The 15,674-nt window shown below is 65.3% G+C and carries 12 protein-coding genes and 2 pseudogenes; 2 read left to right on the top strand and 12 right to left on the bottom strand.

Annotated elements, in window-relative coordinates:
* From E8E95_RS14400 to E8E95_RS14345, 12 genes and pseudogenes are all read right to left on the bottom strand, one after another.
* Positions 1 to 286, bottom strand: a 286-nt coding sequence (locus E8E95_RS14400; protein WP_280348068.1) for a transposase, incomplete at its 3' end; no start/stop codon positions are given.
* Between the two features lie 257 nt (positions 287 to 543).
* Positions 544 to 1,053: pseudogene (locus E8E95_RS14395) on the bottom strand (cache domain-containing protein); the annotation flags it as partial.
* A 264-nt stretch (positions 1,054 to 1,317) separates the two neighbouring features.
* A pseudogene (locus tag E8E95_RS14390) lies at positions 1,318 to 1,689 on the bottom strand (methyl-accepting chemotaxis protein); the annotation flags it as partial.
* 89 nt (positions 1,690 to 1,778) lie between these two features.
* A complete protein-coding gene (locus E8E95_RS14385; RefSeq protein WP_280351182.1) occupies positions 1,779 to 3,641 on the bottom strand; it encodes an NAD(P)/FAD-dependent oxidoreductase in 1,863 nt (620 codons plus the stop codon).
* A 90-nt stretch (positions 3,642 to 3,731) separates the two neighbouring features.
* Positions 3,732 to 4,208, bottom strand: a complete 477-nt coding sequence (locus E8E95_RS14380) for a nuclear transport factor 2 family protein (protein WP_280351180.1) — start codon at positions 4,206 to 4,208, stop codon at positions 3,732 to 3,734.
* Between the two features lie 160 nt (positions 4,209 to 4,368).
* The gene (locus E8E95_RS14375; protein ID WP_280351178.1) at positions 4,369 to 5,793 is read right to left on the bottom strand and encodes a gamma-aminobutyraldehyde dehydrogenase; all 1,425 of its coding nucleotides are present in this window, start codon (positions 5,791 to 5,793) and stop codon (positions 4,369 to 4,371) included.
* Positions 5,794 to 5,975: 182 nt separating this feature from the next.
* Entirely contained in the window at positions 5,976 to 6,782 is an 807-nt protein-coding gene (locus tag E8E95_RS14370; protein WP_280351176.1) for an ABC transporter permease, read from the bottom strand.
* Positions 6,772 to 7,722 (bottom strand): ABC transporter permease, encoded by a 951-nt coding sequence (locus tag E8E95_RS14365; protein ID WP_280351174.1) that lies wholly within the window; start codon positions 7,720 to 7,722, stop codon positions 6,772 to 6,774. The genes E8E95_RS14370 and E8E95_RS14365 overlap by 11 nt, the downstream gene beginning before the upstream one ends.
* Before the next feature lies 1 nt (position 7,723).
* On the bottom strand, positions 7,724 to 8,749 hold the full coding sequence (locus tag E8E95_RS14360; RefSeq protein WP_280351172.1) for an ABC transporter ATP-binding protein: 1,026 nt from the start codon (positions 8,747 to 8,749) through the stop codon (positions 7,724 to 7,726).
* Between the two features lie 284 nt (positions 8,750 to 9,033).
* Positions 9,034 to 10,185: a putative ABC transporter substrate-binding protein YdcS gene (ydcS, locus tag E8E95_RS14355; RefSeq protein ID WP_280351169.1), complete on the bottom strand. Its 1,152-nt coding sequence runs from the start codon at positions 10,183 to 10,185 to the stop codon at positions 9,034 to 9,036.
* Positions 10,186 to 10,322: 137 nt separating this feature from the next.
* Positions 10,323 to 11,828, bottom strand: coding sequence for a gamma-aminobutyraldehyde dehydrogenase (locus tag E8E95_RS14350; protein ID WP_280351167.1), 1,506 nt, complete (start codon positions 11,826 to 11,828; stop codon positions 10,323 to 10,325).
* 101 nt (positions 11,829 to 11,929) lie between these two features.
* On the bottom strand, positions 11,930 to 12,841 hold the full coding sequence (locus E8E95_RS14345) for a LysR family transcriptional regulator (protein WP_179060345.1): 912 nt from the start codon (positions 12,839 to 12,841) through the stop codon (positions 11,930 to 11,932).
* A gap of 205 nt (positions 12,842 to 13,046) precedes the next feature.
* On the opposite strand from E8E95_RS14345, the gene E8E95_RS14340 reads away from it, so the two are divergent.
* Positions 13,047 to 13,745, top strand: a complete 699-nt coding sequence (locus E8E95_RS14340; protein WP_280351165.1) for a tellurite resistance TerB family protein — start codon at positions 13,047 to 13,049, stop codon at positions 13,743 to 13,745.
* Between the two features lie 292 nt (positions 13,746 to 14,037).
* Entirely contained in the window at positions 14,038 to 15,666 is a 1,629-nt protein-coding gene (locus E8E95_RS14335) for a methyl-accepting chemotaxis protein (protein WP_280351163.1), read from the top strand.
* The last annotated feature ends 8 nt before the right edge of the window (positions 15,667 to 15,674 follow it).

Here is a 15,674-nt window from a genome sequence, read left to right as displayed (position 1 = left end):
ACATCAAGAGAGCGGTAGCCTTTTTTAGGATCTCTTTCTCCCGCTCCAGCCGCCGCACCTGGGCCTCCAGCTCCTGGATTCGCCGCTGCTCCGGCGTCATCGCCTTGCCGTGTTCCGGCGTCTTGCCATGGCGCTCCAGGGTCAATTGCTCGACCCAGCGCCGCATGGCAGTTGGGCCTACCCCCATCGCCTTGCAGGCTGCCGGTATGGAATAGCCTTGATCGAGCACCAGACTGGCGGCCTCGAGTTTGAATTCCGGACTGAATGATCTTCTGCTCATGAACACCTCGTGCTTGGGCGCAGCTTAACGCCCTATCGGGGTGTCCAGAATCATTAGGCCACTTCATCCTCACCCCAACCCTCTCCCGGAGGGAGAGGGGGCAGTTCCGTGTGCGCTGCGGGTCTGAGTTCACCCGAACCACCGCTGTGAGTCTCAAGGTGAGTCACCCCTCGCCCTTCAGGGAGAGGGGCCGGGGGAGAGGGTTGTGTCAGGTCGGCTCGCAGCAACCCCATTTCGCGAATGAATTCGCCCCTACAGAAAAATTAGCCAGCCTGCTCAGGATCGAACTGCAACAGCAACGACCAGGGCGCGTTGCAATTGCCGACGAAGATCGGATGCAGCAGGCAGATGGCGTTGCCCTCGCCCTTGAATTGCAACGACTTGCCATCGCGAATGGCGCTGCGGGCATCGCCGGGCAATTCGTTGGCCGGGGTGCCCAGTCGTTTTCCGTCCGGGTGGGTCACGTAGTGGGCAGCGTTGGACAGCAGCGCGTAGTGGCCGTTGCCGAACGGCTTGAGCTGGCTGAGGCGCTCCTGGAGCTGCTGCAGGCTGTAGTCGGCACCGAGTATGCCGAGGAAGCGACCTCCGGCCAGCATCGGGGTCATGAAGGAGGTCATCAATACCGTGCTGCCGGCCACCGTGTAATCGTAAGGCTCCATGAAAAGGTCGCGGCCCTTGCGTCGTGGCAGTTCGTACCAGTCGCCGTCGTAGCCCACCAGGCACTCGCGCTGGATGGCACCGGCGCCCCGGTTCCAGTAGGCCATGATGCGGCCGGTATGGTCGTAGCCTGGTTGGTTGGCGAATTCGGCGTCGCGGCCGTCCAGGGCGTTGGGTTCGCTGGCACAGGCAAAGGCCAGCAGGCCGGGGTTCTGCAGGAGGAACTGCTGCATCACGGCGTCGATCTGCTCGCGCTGCGGGCCGATGCCCTGCGCATGAAGCCCGAGGATGAAGTGCTTGAGGCCATAGAGCGCAGCAGCCATGACCGCGAACTGGCTCTGTAACTGCTGCGCCTCGCGGGCCAGCAGGACTTCGGCCGTCTCCGCCCTGGCGGCACTTTCCGCGCGCTGCACCTGTTCCAGGGCCTTCTCGCTTTCCTGGCGGATAGTGGCGACCACGCTGCCGATATCGGCGGTGGCATTGGCCGACTGGGTGGCCAGGCGCCGCACCTCGTCCGCGACCACGGCAAAACCGCGTCCGAGTTCGCCGGCACGGGCAGCCTCGATGGCGGCGTTGAGGGCGACCAGGTTGGTATTCCTGGCGATCTGGCGAATCACGTCTGAGACTTTGCTGATCTCGTTCCAGCGGCTGTTCAGGCCGTCGATCAGCAGCTTGACCTGGTCGAGTGTGGAGTTGCCCTGGACGCTGTCGTCCGGTGCTTGTGCCTGGGGCTGTCGAGTACTGCTCTGCATGCTGGACTACCGAAATGGGGTGGGGCAGGAAGGCGCCGCAAGCGGCGGCGCGAAATCGTGGCCCGGTGGTCTGGGCCACGGAAGGTCGGTCAGCCGAGTTCGCCCACCGCGCGATGGGCTTCGTCTATCGCCGCGTGGGCATAGGCGCTCCAGGCCGCATCGGAGTTGGCGATGGTCACGTTGCCCAGCGGCTTGCGCGCCAGCAGCATGGTCTTCTCGCTCGCTTCCTCGTCGTCGAACAGCGAGTTGGCGAAGTTGGCGTAGCCGTGGGACCAACGGTTGACGGTGATGGCGAGGATGTCCTTCTGGTGATCGAAACCGCCCGGACCGAGCATGCGCTGGAGCTGGTCGCGCAGCTGCGCTTCGAGCTGCTCGAAGGTCGTCGCGTAGAGCTTGGCGCGACCGGTGCGGGCCTGGGTGCGGGCGTCCATGCCGGCGTTCGGCGAGGTGGGCACATAGACCATGTGCAGGCCGATGGGCTGTTTCGGATCGCGCGGATGTCGGTAGCCGCCGAGGTCCACCGGGTAGTCCAGCTTGATCCGGCTGTAGGGCTGGGTGGTGGCATAGATCTCGTGCACGCCGAGCTTCTGGAAGCTTTCCCAGTTGCGGATCACCACCTTGGTGTACACCAGCGGGAACTTCACGTTCTGACTCAGGGCCTGGGCCTGCTCGGCGGACAGGTCGCGCAGCAGGTAAGGGATCATCATGTTGTAGCAGGCGAGCACACAGTGCTTGCTGCGCACCTTCGCCAGCTGGCCGCCACGGCTGTAGCCGACGTCAACGCCACCCTCGCGGTTCTTCACGCTCACCGCCGTGCTGTTCAGGCGCAGGCGCACCGGGCTGTCGGCGACGTCCAGCTGGCTGTAGTCGAACTGCGCCAGGACGATGTCTTCCATGCCTTTGCCGGGCGCCACCGCCGGAATCAGGTCGCGCACCAGCAGGCGCGCCACCGAGGCGTTGCCATCGGGGAAGTGGTAGATGTACGGCTCTTCCATCTCGGCCTTGGCTTCCTCGCCAATGGGCGGCAATTGCATCGCCGCGAAGCCGGGGAAGCCGACGTAGTAGGCGTCGTAGGCGGCCACGGCATCGATGCTGAGGGCGGAGAAGTCATTGGTGCGGCTCTGGAAGTACTTCACCGCGCCTTCGGAAAGGCCCACGTCCTTAAGCAGGAAATCGCGGTAGCTGGTCTTGGCCAGGTGGGCTTCCTTCTCTTCGGCGGTCTTGCCGGCGAGGTAGTCGCGGGGCGCCTCGTAGAGGTCGATCAGCGCCTGGCGGTCTGCCTCGGGCAGCGGGAAGTCGCTGATGAAAGCGCGCCAGGAGCGGGCATTGAGTTTCTCCGGAGCGATGTCATCCGCCACCATGGGCGTCGGGTCGCCACTCACCAGCTTGTCCACACCGAAGTTCTCCTTGTCGAAGAACACCCCGCGGGACAGGCCGAGGTTGGGGTAGAAGTCGCGGTCGAAGGCGGTCTCGAAGCGCTTGATGTCGACTCCGAGCTTCTTCAGCACGCCGTTCACCGTGTCGCTATAGAGGTGGTTGGGCGACTGGAAGGATTCGCTGCCGCCGTAGCCGAGGATCATGCGGCCACCGGCCTCGAATTCGTTGCGCTTGGCGTGGCCGCCGAAATCGTCGTGGTTCTCGATGATCAGGATGCGCGCGTTCGGTTGCTTCTCGCGATAGAACCAGGCTGCAGCCAGGCCGCTGATGCCACCGCCGACCACCACCAGGTCGTATTCCTCACTCACTGGCAGGCCGTCAGTGTCGAACTTCTTCTTCTCCCAGCCCATCTGGTGGGCCACCTCGAAAGCGCCGGGGTGGCTGCCACGCAGGCCAGTGAGGGCCGGCGGGTAGTAGCGGCCGGACGGGGCGGCGCGCAGCAGTTGCATGGGCGTGAGGCCAGCGGCAATAGTGAGGGCGACACCGTTGAGGAAATCACGGCGGGTGACGGTCATGGCGAATCCTTGCAAGGTAGTTTTTATAGATCGAGGAGCGGGGGGCGAGCAGGGGAGGGCCGGCGCCCATGGCGGGCGCCGGCGAAAGGCTTACCAGCCGAGTTGCTTGTTGAAACCGAGGGCGTCGTAGTAGTCGCCCTGGTAGGTGATCTTGCCGTTCTTGACGCGGATGAAGCTCACGCCTTCGAACTTCAGCGGCTTGTTGGTGGCCGGGGTTTCGGCGCTCCAGGCTCCGCTGTTGGTACCGGCGAATTCCCACTGGAAGGCGATGCCATCGGCACTGATGATGGGCTCGCTGGTCATCTTCCAGGTGAGGTTGGGCACCGCACCGACGAACACCTTGATGACATTGTCGCGGGCTGCGGTACGACCTTCCTGGGGCGTTCCGACCGTGGCGTCGAAGTACACCGCGTCTTCGGCCAGGAAGCTGGCGGCCTTGTCGACGTCGTGGGCGTTCCAGGCAGCCATGTAGCCATCGACTATGGCCTTGGCATCGTCAGCGGCCTGGGCCATCCCGGCCATGGCGCAAAACAGGATGAAGCTGAAATTACGCAAGGTATTACGCATTGCTCGTTCTCCTGGTTGGGTGAAGCGGGGCGGATCTACCGCTCTTGTGGGGGCGAATTCATTCGCGATGGGCAGCGCAGCTGCCCCCTTGGACTCCCAAGGGCAGGCCTGCGGCCTGCTTAGCGACTGAAGTCGCCCCCACAGGGTTCGGTGCTGCCAATCAGTGCTTGAACATCACATGGCGAATGGCGGTGTAATCCTCCAGCCCGTACATGGACATGTCCTTGCCGTAGCCGGAGTGCTTGACGCCGCCGTGGGGCATTTCGCTGACCAGCATGAAATGAGTGTTGACCCAGGTGCAGCCGTACTGCAGGCGTGCGGACAGGCGGTGGGCGCGGCCGACGTCGGCAGTCCAGAGCGAGGAGGCCAGGCCGTAGTCGGAATCGTTGGCCCACTCCAGCACCTGCTCTTCCGTGTCGAAGGCGGTGACCGAAACCACCGGGCCGAACACTTCGCGGCGGACGATCTCGTCGTCCTGGCGGGCGCCGGCGAGCACAGTGGGCTGGAAGAAGAAGCCCGGACCCTCGACGCGCTTGCCGCCGGTGACCACCTGGATGTGCGGCACGGCGCTGGCGCGCTGGACGAAGCCTTCGACACGCTCCAGGTGCTGCTCGGTGATCAGCGGGCCGAGTTCGGTGTCCGGGTCGTCCTGCAGGCCGGTCTTGATGCTGCCGACGGCCTCGCCGAGCTTGGCCACGAATTTCTCGTAGATACCTTTCTGCGCATAGATGCGGCAGGCGGCGGTGCAGTCCTGGCCGGCGTTGTAGAAGCCGAAGGTGCGGATGCCTTCGACGGCGGCGTCGATGTCGGCGTCGTCGAAGATGATCACCGGGGCCTTGCCGCCCAGTTCCATGTGCATGCGTTTCACGCTGTCGGCGGTGCCGGCGATGATGCGCGAGCCGGTGGCGACCGAGCCGGTGAGGGAAACCATGCGCACCTTCGGGTGGGTGGTCAGCGGCTCGCCGACGCTCGGGCCGCGGCCGAAGACCATGTTCACCACGCCGGCGGGGAAGAGCTCGGCGATGAATTCGGCCAGCTTCAGCGCGGTCAACGGGGTCTGCTCGGAGGGCTTCAGCACCACGGTGTTGCCGGCGGCGAGCGCCGGGCCGAGTTTCCAGGCGGCCATCATCAGCGGGTAGTTCCACGGCGCTATGGAGGCGACCACGCCGACCGGGTCACGGCGGATCATCGAGGTGTGGCCGGGCAGGTATTCGCCAGCGGCGGAGCCGCTCATGCAGCGGCTGGCACCGGCGAAGAAGCGGAACACGTCGGCGATGGCCGGCAGTTCGTCATTCAGCGCGGCGGCGTAGGGCTTGCCGCAGTTCTGCGATTCCAGGCGGGCGAGTTCTTCGGCGTGGGCGTCGATGGTGTCGGCGAGTTTCAGCAGCAGGGTGGCGCGGTCCTTTGGCGAAGTCTGCGACCAGGCCGGGAAGGCGGCGTCGGCGGCACGCACGGCGGCATCGACCTGAGCCGGGCTGGCCTCGGCGATTTCCACCAGGGCGGTGCCGAGGGACGGGTTGAGCACGGCGAGGCTGGGGCCCTCACCGGCGACGAGTTGGCCGTTGATCAGGAGTTTGGTTTGCATGGGGTCTTCCTCGCTTTTGTTCCCTCTCCCTTCAGGGGCGACCGGCTAGGGGAGGGCTAGGGAGAGGGCTGCGGACTCGCCGGCAGCCGCGTGTTCTGGATCTGACTTCGCTGCCCTCACCCCCGGCCCCTCTCCCGCAAGCGGTAGAGGGGAGAAAAGCCGGAGAGAGGGCGTGCATGGGGTTACTTCCCACTACCCGCCACGCTCTCGCCACCCTTGGTCAGGTAGTAGGCGGCGAGGATGGGCAGCATGGTCACCAGCATCACCAGCATGGCCACCACGTTGGTCACAGGGACGTCGCGCGGGCGGCTGAGCTGGTTGAGCAGCCAGATCGGCAGGGTGCGTTCGTGGCCGGCGGTGAAGGTGGTGACGATGATCTCGTCGAACGACAGCGCGAACGCCAGCATGCCGCCTGCCAGCAGGGCCGAGCCGAGGTTCGGCAGGATGATGTGGCGGAACGTCTGCCAGCCATCCGCACCCAGGTCCATCGAGGCTTCGATGAGGCTGTGGGAGGTACGGCGGAAGCGCGCGATCACGTTGTTGTGGACGATCACCACGCAGAAGGTGGCGTGGCCGATGACGATGGTCAGCAGCCCCGGCTCGATGCCCAGTCCCTTGAACGCCGAGAGCAGGGCGATGCCGGTGATGATGCCGGGCAGGGCGATCGGCAGGATCAGCATCAGCGAGATGCCTTCCTTGCCGAAGAAGCTGCGGCGGTACAGCGCGGCCGCGGCCAGGGTGCCGAGCACCATGGCGATCAGCGTGGCGACGACCGCGACCTGCAGCGACAGATTGATCGCTTCCACCACGTCGGCGCGGCCGAAGGCGACGCTGAACCAGTGCAGGGTGAAGCCCTGCGGCGGGAAGCTGAAGGCGGCGTCTTCGGTGTTGAAGGCGTACAGGAAGATGATCAGGATCGGGATGTGCAGGAATGCCAGCCCGCCCCAGGCGGCCGCTTTCAGGCCCCAGGACGCTTTCTCAGAGTGCATCGAAGGCCCCCAGACGTTTGACGATGGACAGGTAAACGGCGATCAGCACGATCGGCACCAGGGTGAAGGCGGCGGCCATGGGCATGTTGCCGATGGCGCCCTGTTGGGCGTAGACCATGCTGCCGATGAAGTAGCCGGGCGGGCCCACCAACTGCGGCACGATGAAGTCGCCCAGGGTCAGGCTGAAGGTGAAGATCGAGCCGGCGGCGATGCCCGGGATGGACAGCGGCAGGATCACCTGCATGAAGGTCTGGCGCGGGTGCGCACCGAGGTCGGCCGAGGCTTGCAGCAGCGACGGCGGCAGCCGCTCGAGGGACGCCTGGATCGGCAGGATCATGAACGGCAGCCAGATGTACACGAACACCAGGAAGCGCCCGAGGTGCGAGGTCGACAGGGTGCTGCCGCCGACGCCGGGTACACCCAGCAGCAGCTCCAGCACGGGCTGCAGGTGCAGGGCCTGGACGAACCACATCACCACGCCGCCCTTGGCCAGCAGCAGGGTCCAGGCGTAGGCCTTGACGATGTAGCTGGCCCACATGGGCATCATCACCGCGATGTAGAAGAACGCCTTGGTCTTGCCCGTGGTGTAGCGCGCCATGTAGTAGGCGATGGGGAAGGCCAGGGCGGCGCTGGCGATGGACACGGCGACGGCCATGCTCAGCGTGCGCACGATGATGTCGAAGTTGGCGGCCTGGAACAGCGCGCCGAAGTTCACCAGGGTCAGGTCCGTCGACACCGTCATGGTGAAGTCGTCGAAGGTATAGAAACCCTGCCAGAGCAGCGTCAGCAGCGAGCCCAGGTAGATGGCGCCGAACCACAGCAGCGGCGGCACCAGCAGCAGCGAGAGGTACAGCGTCGGCCGGCGATAGAGCAGGCCCGAGAACCTGCGCATCAGGCCATTGGCGGCGCGTGGCCGCTCGGCGTTGAGGGTCAGTTCCATGTCACGCGCCCTCGGTCAGCTGGACCATGGCATCGCGCGCCCAGCGGGCGGTGACCACCTGGCCCTGCTGGTGCAGCGGCGCGGCGTCCTGCCACTGGCTGTTGGGCAGGCTGACGCAGAGGTTCTGGCCGTTATCCAGGCGGATTTCATAGCGGGTGGCGGCGCCCTGGTACTGGATGTCGTGAAGCAGGCCGCTGATTTCCACATCGCTGCCGTTGCGCTCGCCATGGGCGAAGCGGATGTGCTCGGGGCGGATGGAGAAGGGCTGCTCGACACCGGTGAGCTGACGCGCTACGTCGCCGCGCAGCACGTTGGAGGTACCCACGAACTCGGCGACGAAGGGCGTGGCCGGTTTCATGTAGAGGTTGCGCGGGGTGTCCACCTGCTCGATGCGGCCCTTGTTGAACACGGCCACGCGGTCGGACATGGACAGCGCTTCACCCTGGTCGTGGGTGACGAAGATGAAGGTGATGCCGAGCTGGCGCTGCAGCTTCTTCAGCTCGCTCTGCATCTGCTCGCGCAGCTTGAGGTCCAGGGCACCGAGGGGCTCGTCCAGCAGCAGTACGCGCGGGCGGTTGACCAGGGCGCGGGCCAGGGCCACGCGCTGGCGCTGGCCGCCGGAAAGCTGTGCCGGTTTGCGGTCGCCGTAGCCGGCCAGGGCAACCATTCCCAGGGCTTCCTCGGCGCGGGCCAGGCGCTCGGCCTTCGCCACGCCCTTCACCTTGAGGCCGTAGGCGACGTTCTCGCGCACGTTCATGTGGGGGAACAGGGCGTAGTCCTGGAACACGGTGTTCACGTCGCGCTCGTAGGGCGGCAGGCCGGCGGCTTCTTCACCGTGGATGCGGATGGAACCCGAAGTAGGTTGTTCGAAACCGGCGATCAGGCGCAGGCAGGTGGTCTTGCCCGAGCCGGATGGGCCGAGCATGGAGAAGAACTCGCCGTCCTTGATATCGATGGATACCCGGTCGACGGCCTTGACCTCGCCGAACTGGCGGGAAACCTGGGTGAACTGGACAGCAAGTGTCATGGTGTGGTGCTCCGGTGACGCGAAAAAAGACATGACTTGGGCGGGGCCTCGCGGTGGAGACCCTGCGGGAATTTCAGGTGGCTCGGACAAATTCCCTCTCGCTCTGGGAGAGGGCTGGGCGGGCCGCGTGCGGATGAGGGGTATGTCAGCCGCTCGGTGTTTCCAGGCGAGTACGAACAAACTCCCTCTCCCTTCAGGGAGAGGGCTGGGGAGAGGGAAACACCGCGCGGTGCCGAGCTACCCTCTCCCCCGGCCCCTCTCCCGCAAGCGGGAGAGGGGAGCTATCAGCGACCGCCCATAATGGCGATGTAGTCCTGGGTCCAGCGGCTATAGGGGACGAACTTGCCGCCCTCGGCCTGCGGGGTTTTCCAGAAGGCGATCTTGTCGAACTGATCGAAGCCGTTGGTGGTGCAGCCTTCGGCGCCGAGCAGGGCGCTGGCCTTGCAGCCTTCCGGGGCGGCGGGCAGGGAACCGAACCAGGCAGCAACGTCGCCCTGGACCTTGGGTTCCAGCGACCAGTTCATCCACTTGTAGGCGCAGCTCGGGTGCTTGGCGTCGACGTGCAGCATGGTGGTGTCGGCCCAGCCGGTGACGCCTTCCTTCGGCACGACGGTGGCCACAGGCTGACCTTCGGCTTTCAGGGTGTTGGCCATGTAGCCCCAGGTGCTGGAGGCGGCCACGCCTTCGTTCTTGAAGTCGCTCATCTGCACGGTCGCGTCATGCCAGTAACGGTGCACCAGACCATGTTGCTTGCGCAGCAGGTCGAGCACGGCGGTGTACTGCGCTTCGGTCAGTTGGTATGGGTCCTGGATGCCCAGTTCCGGCTTGGCGGACTTCAGGTAGAGCGCGGCGTCGGCGATGTAGATGGGGCCGTCGTAAGCCTGCACGCGGCCCTTGTTGGCCTTGCCATCGGCCAGGTCCTGGGGTTCGAACACCGCGCTCCAGCTGTCCGGGGCCTTGGCGAAGGCCTTGGTGTTGTACATCAGCAGGTTCGGGCCCCACTGGTAGGGGGTGCCGTAGGACTTGCCGTCGACGGTGAACCAGGGCGCGTCCTTCAGGCGCGGGTCGAGGTTCTTCAGGTTGGGGATCAGCTCCGGATTGATCGGCTGTACGCGCTTGCCATAGATCAGGCGCAGGGAGGCGTCGCCGGAGGCGGTGACCAGGTCATAGCCGCCCTTGGCCATCAGGCTGACCATCTCGTCGGAGGTGGCGGCGGTTTTCACATTGACCTTGCAACCGCTGTCTTTCTCGAACTGGGTGACCCAGTCGTAGTTCTTGTCCGACTCGCCGCGCTCGATGTAGCCGGGCCACGCAATGATGTCGAGCTGGCCTTCGCCGGCGCCGACTTGCTTTAGGGCTTCGGCGGCCTGCAGGCTGCCGCTGGCGAGGATGGCGGTGGCCACTGCGCTGAGCAGGGCGGTTTTGCGCACGGACATGTTGTTCCCTCTTTTTCGTTATTGGTCGGGGCAGATGAAGCGGGTACAGCCGGCCTTAGAGGCCTTTGTTTCTTCTAATTTTCCAAGCCTGTTCTTGACGCTGTATCGCCGACGCGCAGCTGGCCATGGGCAGGCACTCAGAGGTCCGTGCCGTGGCGGGCCATTATGTGGCGCACCACGCTGTAGTCCTGCAGCGAGTCGCTGGACAGGTCCTTGCCATAGCCGGAGCGCTTGAGGCCGCCGTGGGGCATCTCGCTGGCAAGCATGAAATGGGTGTTGATCCAGGTGCAGCCGTATTGCAGCCGCGCGGCCACTTGCATGGCCTTGTCCAGGTTCTGCGTCCAGACGGAGGAGGCCAGGCCGTATTCGGAGTCGTTGGCCCAATCCACGGCCTGGGCCAGGTCGTCGAAGCGAGTGACGGTGACCACCGGGCCGAAGACTTCGCGCTGGACGATCTCATCCTGCTGCTTGCAGCCGGCCAGCAGGGTGGGCTGGTAGTAGAAGCCCGCACCGGAGTGCACGGCGGCGCCAGTGACGCGCTCGATGTGGGGCTGACCGAGGGCGCGCTCGACGAAGCTGGCCACGCGGTCGCGCTGGCGGGAGCTGATCAGCGGGCCGATTTCGTTGTCCTGGTCACGCTTGCGGGCGAAGCGCAGGCTGGCCACGGCCTCGCCCAATTCGCTCACCAGGCGATCGTGGATGCCGGCCTGGGCGTAGATGCGGCAGGCGGCGGTGCAGTCCTGCCCGGCGTTGTAGTAGCCGTGGGTGCGCACGCCATGGACCACGGCGTCGATGTCGGCATCGTTGCAGACGATCACCGGCGCCTTGCCGCCCAGTTCGAGGTGGGTGCGTTTCAAGGTGCGCGCGGCGGTTTGGAGAATCTTCTGGCCGGTGACGATGTCGCCGGTGAGCGACACCATACGCACGCGTGGGTGGCCGACCAACTGGCTGCCGACGCTGTCGCCGCCGCCACAGAGGATGTTGATCACCCCCGGAGGGAGGATTTCCGCCAGCGCCGGCGCGAGGGCCAGGATAGACAGCGGGGTGTGTTCGGACGGCTTGAAGATCAGGGTATTGCCGGCAGCCAGCGCCGGGGCGATCTTCCAGGCCGCCATCATCAACGGGTAGTTCCAGGGTGCGATGGAGGCGACCACACCCACCGGGTCGCGGCGCACCAGGCTGGTGTGGCCGGGCACGTATTCACCGGCGAGCTGGCCCTGCTGGCAGCGCACGGCGCCGGCGAAGAAACGGAATACGTCGGCGGTGGCGGGGATGTCGTCCTGACGCGCCAGGTGCAGCGGCTTGCCGCAGTTCAGGGCCTCAAGGCGGGAAAGCTGATCGGCGCGCTTCTCGATGGCGTCGGCAATGGCCAGCAGGGCGGTGGCGCGTTGCGCAGGCGTGGTACGCGACCAACTGGTGAAGGCGCGATGGGCGGCGGCGACGGCGGTTTCCACCTGCTCGATGGAGGCTTCGGCGATGGTCACTAGGGTTTCGCCGCTGGCGGGGTTGATGATCGGCTCGGCCAACCCTTCGCCGATGACGAGCTGGCCGTCGATCAGCAGTTCGGTGTGCAGGGGCGGGGTGCTGGCGGCGCCGGTCATCTTGCTGGCTCTTTTCTTCTCGGACTTTTGTTCTGTGGTCATCCCGTGCTCCTTGGAGCCCGGCATGCCTCTGCTTATGGGGAGGAGAGACTAGAGGCCGGGCTGGAGGTCGACAAATTCTAAATATTGAAAGCAGCGTTCGATTAAATCGAAAGCCTGCGGTTGTTTGGCTGTTCCCGCGCCACGGTGATGAAGGGGTCCACCAGGGCCGGGCGTGCGGTGCCCCGTCTCCAGGCCAGGCCGACGTCCAGCGGCGCACCCAGGTCCACCAGGGGGCGGGCCTCGATGATGTCGCCCTCCAGTGACCAGGGGCGGTAAGTCATGTCCGGCTGGATCGACAGTCCGAGGCCGGCCGCCACCAGGCTTCGCACCGCTTCCACCGAGGCGGTGCGCAGGGTCACCTGGGGTGTCAGCCCGGCGCGGGACCAGATGCGCTGGGTGTGCAGGCCCATCTCGTCCGCGTTGAGCTGGATCAGCGGCTCACCGGCCACATCCGCCAGGGCGATGCTGTCGCGTTCCAGCAGTGGGTGCTGGGCTGGGAGCCAGAGGCGGTGCGGCGAGTGGGTCAGTACTTCGGTCTGCAGCGCGTGGCGGTCTTCCAGGTTGGAGAGGATCAGCACACCTACGTCGATCTCGCCGCTGACCAGCAGGTGCTCGATGTACGGGCGCTCGTCTTCCACCACGCGGGTCTTCACGTTGGGGTAAGCGCGCTGGAAGCGGGTGATCAGGTCGGCCAGGTAATAACCCGCTACCAGGCTGGTCACGCCGATGGTGAGGCTGCCGGCCACCTGGTCGGTGCTCTGTTGCAGGCTGCGCTTGGCGTTCTCCACCGTGGCGAGGATCAGGTGCGCCTGGCGCAGGAACTGGTGGCCCTGGTGCGTCAGCGACATGCCCTTGGCGTGACGATTGAACAGGTTGACGCCGATTTCCTCCTCCAGCTGCTGAATGGCCAGGGTCAGGGTGGATTGGGAGATGAACACCGCCTGGGCGGCAGCGGAGATGGAGCCGGTTTCGGCGACGGCGATGAAATGGCGAATCTGGCGGAGGGTCATCATGGGCGTGGTTCGCGTCTGAATGGCGGCCGGTGGTTAGGGTTTATCGAAATCTGAACGAGCGATTCGCTTTTTTAGATGGTTACGTCGATTTCCGCCACCCTGCGGGCCCGCAGCAATATCTCGAAGCACTCTGTGAACTGCCCTGCGGAATCCCTACGGCTAGAGTCGGTCGATCTGTGAACTCGGAATGACTCGGAGGTTTTCCATGATTACCCGCGGACTGCTCGACCAACTGCTCAAATCCGGCCAGAACCTCCTGCAGCAGAAAGCCAACGGCAAATCCGGCGGTTTCTCCGGCGGGAAGTCCGGCTCGGGCGATCTCGGCAGCCTGCTCAAAGGCGCAGGTGGAGGCGCGCTTGCGGCAGGCGCCCTGGGCCTTCTGCTCGGTAACAAGAGCGCCCGCAAGCTGGGCGGCAAGGCGCTGACCTATGGCGGCCTGGCCGCGCTCGGCGTGCTGGCCTACAAGGCCTACGGCAATTGGCAGGCGCAACAGGCCGGCGCGCCGCAAGGCGAACCCCAGACCCTCGATCGTCTACCCGCGCCCCAGGCCGAACTGCACAGCCAGGCCATCCTCAAGGCGCTGGTGGCGGCGGCCAAGGCCGATGGCCATGTGGATGCCCGCGAGCGCCAGTTGATCGAAGAAGAGTTGGCCAAACTGACCCAGGATGCCGACCTGCGCCGCTGGCTGGACGCCGAACTGAACAAGCCGCTCGACCCGGCAGACGTTGCCCGTGCTGCCTCGACCCCGGAAATGGCCGCGGAAATGTACCTCGCCAGCGTGCTGATGGTGGATGAGGAGCACTTCATGGAACGCGCCTACCTGGAAGAACTGGCGCGCCAGCTGCGACTCGATCCAGGGCTCAAGCTGGAGCTTGAGCGCCAGGTGAGGCAGGAGCTGGCCTGACCGGCCGCCGGTACGTCCCTCTGTAGGAGCGAGCTTGCTCGCGAAGGATTCGTGCTCGCGACTCTTCGCGAGCAAGCTCGCTCCTACCTATTCTGAGTTCGCTCACCCCTTCCAATCCCTTCCTGCAAACCGGCAACTTTCTGCCAAACTCCCCAAGGCCACGCGCCGCCGGCTTTCTGGCGACGTAAATGTACGTCCTTCCGTGCTTGCGGCCGTTGGGGCGAGTCACTAGAGTCGCCGCCAATGGCGCTGGGCCGCCAAGATTCCGGGCATTGGTAACTGGGGAAGTTTTGTGAAGAACTGGACTGTTCGCTTGCGTATCCAGGCAAGTTTCGCGGTGATCATCGCCATCATGCTGTTGATGGCCACCATGTCCTACCTGCAGTTGCGGAACATCGAGCACGAAGGCGACCGCGTGCTGGCCGATTCCGTGCCGGGCATGTTCGTGATCAGCAAGCTGCGCAGCAGCTGGACTGACAACATGCTGCGCACCCAGGCGTTGCTGGGTGGGACCGACGAAAGTGACATACAGGTCTATCCCGGCGATGAGAAGGCGCTGAAAGACAGCACCGACCAGCTCGATGCCTTCCTCAAGTCGTACGAAGAGACCATCTCCAAGACCGATGATCTGGACAGCTACCGGCAATTCCTCGGCATCCACAAGACCTATCGCGAGCACCAGGCGCAAATACTGGAGTTGGTGCACGCCGGAAGCCTGGAACAGGCTCGCCGGACTTTCCGCGAAGGGCTGGTCGTGCAGTGGAACGGCGGACGCCAGCTGCTCAACGAGATGATCGATTTCAACAAGGGGACTGCCGAGAGCTCCGTCGGAGAGATCGTCAACTCGGTGCGCAACGCCGAGCGCAGCATGCTCCTCGCCATGGTGCTGGCGGTCGCCGCCGCGGCCATCTGCGGCCTGCTGCTGATGCGCGCCATCACCCGTCCGGTGGGCGGCATAGTCGATAGCCTGAAGGTCATGGGCGGTGGCGACTTGTCGACCCGGCTGGACCTCCAGCGCAAGGATGAATTCAACGCCATCGAGACCGGCTTCAACAGCATGGCCGAGGAACTCAAGACACTGGTGGCCCAGGCCCAGCGCTCGGCGGTGCAGATGACCACCTCGGTCACCGAGATCGCCGCCACGTCCAAGCAGCAACAGGCCACCGCCACCGAGACCGCTGCCACCACCACCGAGATCGGCGCCACCTCGCGGGAGATCGCCGCGACCTCCCGCGACCTGGTGCGGACCATGAACGAGGTGTCCGGCACTGCCGAGCAGACCTCCATCCTCGCCGGCTCCGGCCAGCTTGGCCTGGCGCGCATGGAAGACACCATGCACCAGGTGATGGGCGCCGCCGAGCTGGTGAACGCCAAGCTGGCGATCCTCAACGAGAAGGCCGGCAACATCAACCAGGTGGTCACCACCATCGTCAAGGTGGCCGACCAGACCAACCTGCTGTCCCTGAACGCCGCCATCGAAGCGGAAAAGGCGGGCGAGTACGGCCGCGGTTTCGCCGTGGTCGCCACCGAGGTGCGCCGCCTGGCCGACCAGACCGCCGTGGCCACCTACGACATCGAGCAGATGGTGCGCGAGATCCAGTCGGCGGTCTCCGCCGGGGTCATGGGCATGGACAAGTTCTCCGAGGAAGTCCGTCGCGGCATCGCCGAAGTGGGGCAGGTGGGCGAGCAGCTGTCGCAGATCATCCAGCAGGTGCAGGCGCTGGCGCCCCGCGTGCAGATGGTCAATGAGGGCATGCAGGCCCAAGCCACCGGCGCCGAGCAGATCAACCAGGCCCTGGTACAGCTGGGCGAGGCCACCGGCCAGACGGTGGAATCCCTGCGCCAGGCCAGCTCCGCCATCGACGAACTGAACCTGGTGGCCAACGGCCTGCGAACCGGCGTCAGCCGCTTCAAGGTCTGAGTCGGCGC

Origin of the sequence: Pseudomonas sp. BN414, from assembly GCF_029871275.1 — a bacterium.
GTDB classification, from domain to species: domain Bacteria; phylum Pseudomonadota; class Gammaproteobacteria; order Pseudomonadales; family Pseudomonadaceae; genus Metapseudomonas; species Metapseudomonas resinovorans_C.
The sequence above is the reverse complement of the archived record's forward strand: the minus strand, read 5'-3'. Positions and strand labels throughout refer to the sequence as shown.

Bases quoted from the DNA above. Each gene is read 5' to 3' on its own strand.
- E8E95_RS14375 (WP_280351178.1), bottom strand. From the start codon at position 5,793: ATGCAAACCAAACTCCTGATCAACGGCCAACTCGTCGCCGGTGAGGGC.
- E8E95_RS14385 (WP_280351182.1), bottom strand. From the start codon at position 3,641: ATGACCGTCACCCGCCGTGATTTCCTCAACGGTGTCGCCCTCACTATT.
- E8E95_RS14380 (WP_280351180.1), bottom strand. From the start codon at position 4,208: ATGCGTAATACCTTGCGTAATTTCAGCTTCATCCTGTTTTGCGCCATG.
- E8E95_RS14365 (WP_280351174.1), bottom strand. From the start codon at position 7,722: ATGGAACTGACCCTCAACGCCGAGCGGCCACGCGCCGCCAATGGCCTG.
- E8E95_RS14360 (WP_280351172.1), bottom strand. From the start codon at position 8,749: ATGACACTTGCTGTCCAGTTCACCCAGGTTTCCCGCCAGTTCGGCGAG.
- E8E95_RS14370 (WP_280351176.1), bottom strand. From the start codon at position 6,782: ATGCACTCTGAGAAAGCGTCCTGGGGCCTGAAAGCGGCCGCCTGGGGC.
- E8E95_RS14345 (WP_179060345.1), bottom strand. From the start codon at position 12,841: ATGATGACCCTCCGCCAGATTCGCCATTTCATCGCCGTCGCCGAAACC.
- ydcS (WP_280351169.1), bottom strand. From the start codon at position 10,185: ATGTCCGTGCGCAAAACCGCCCTGCTCAGCGCAGTGGCCACCGCCATC.
- E8E95_RS14340 (WP_280351165.1), top strand. From the start codon at position 13,047: ATGATTACCCGCGGACTGCTCGACCAACTGCTCAAATCCGGCCAGAAC.
- E8E95_RS14350 (WP_280351167.1), bottom strand. From the start codon at position 11,828: ATGACCACAGAACAAAAGTCCGAGAAGAAAAGAGCCAGCAAGATGACC.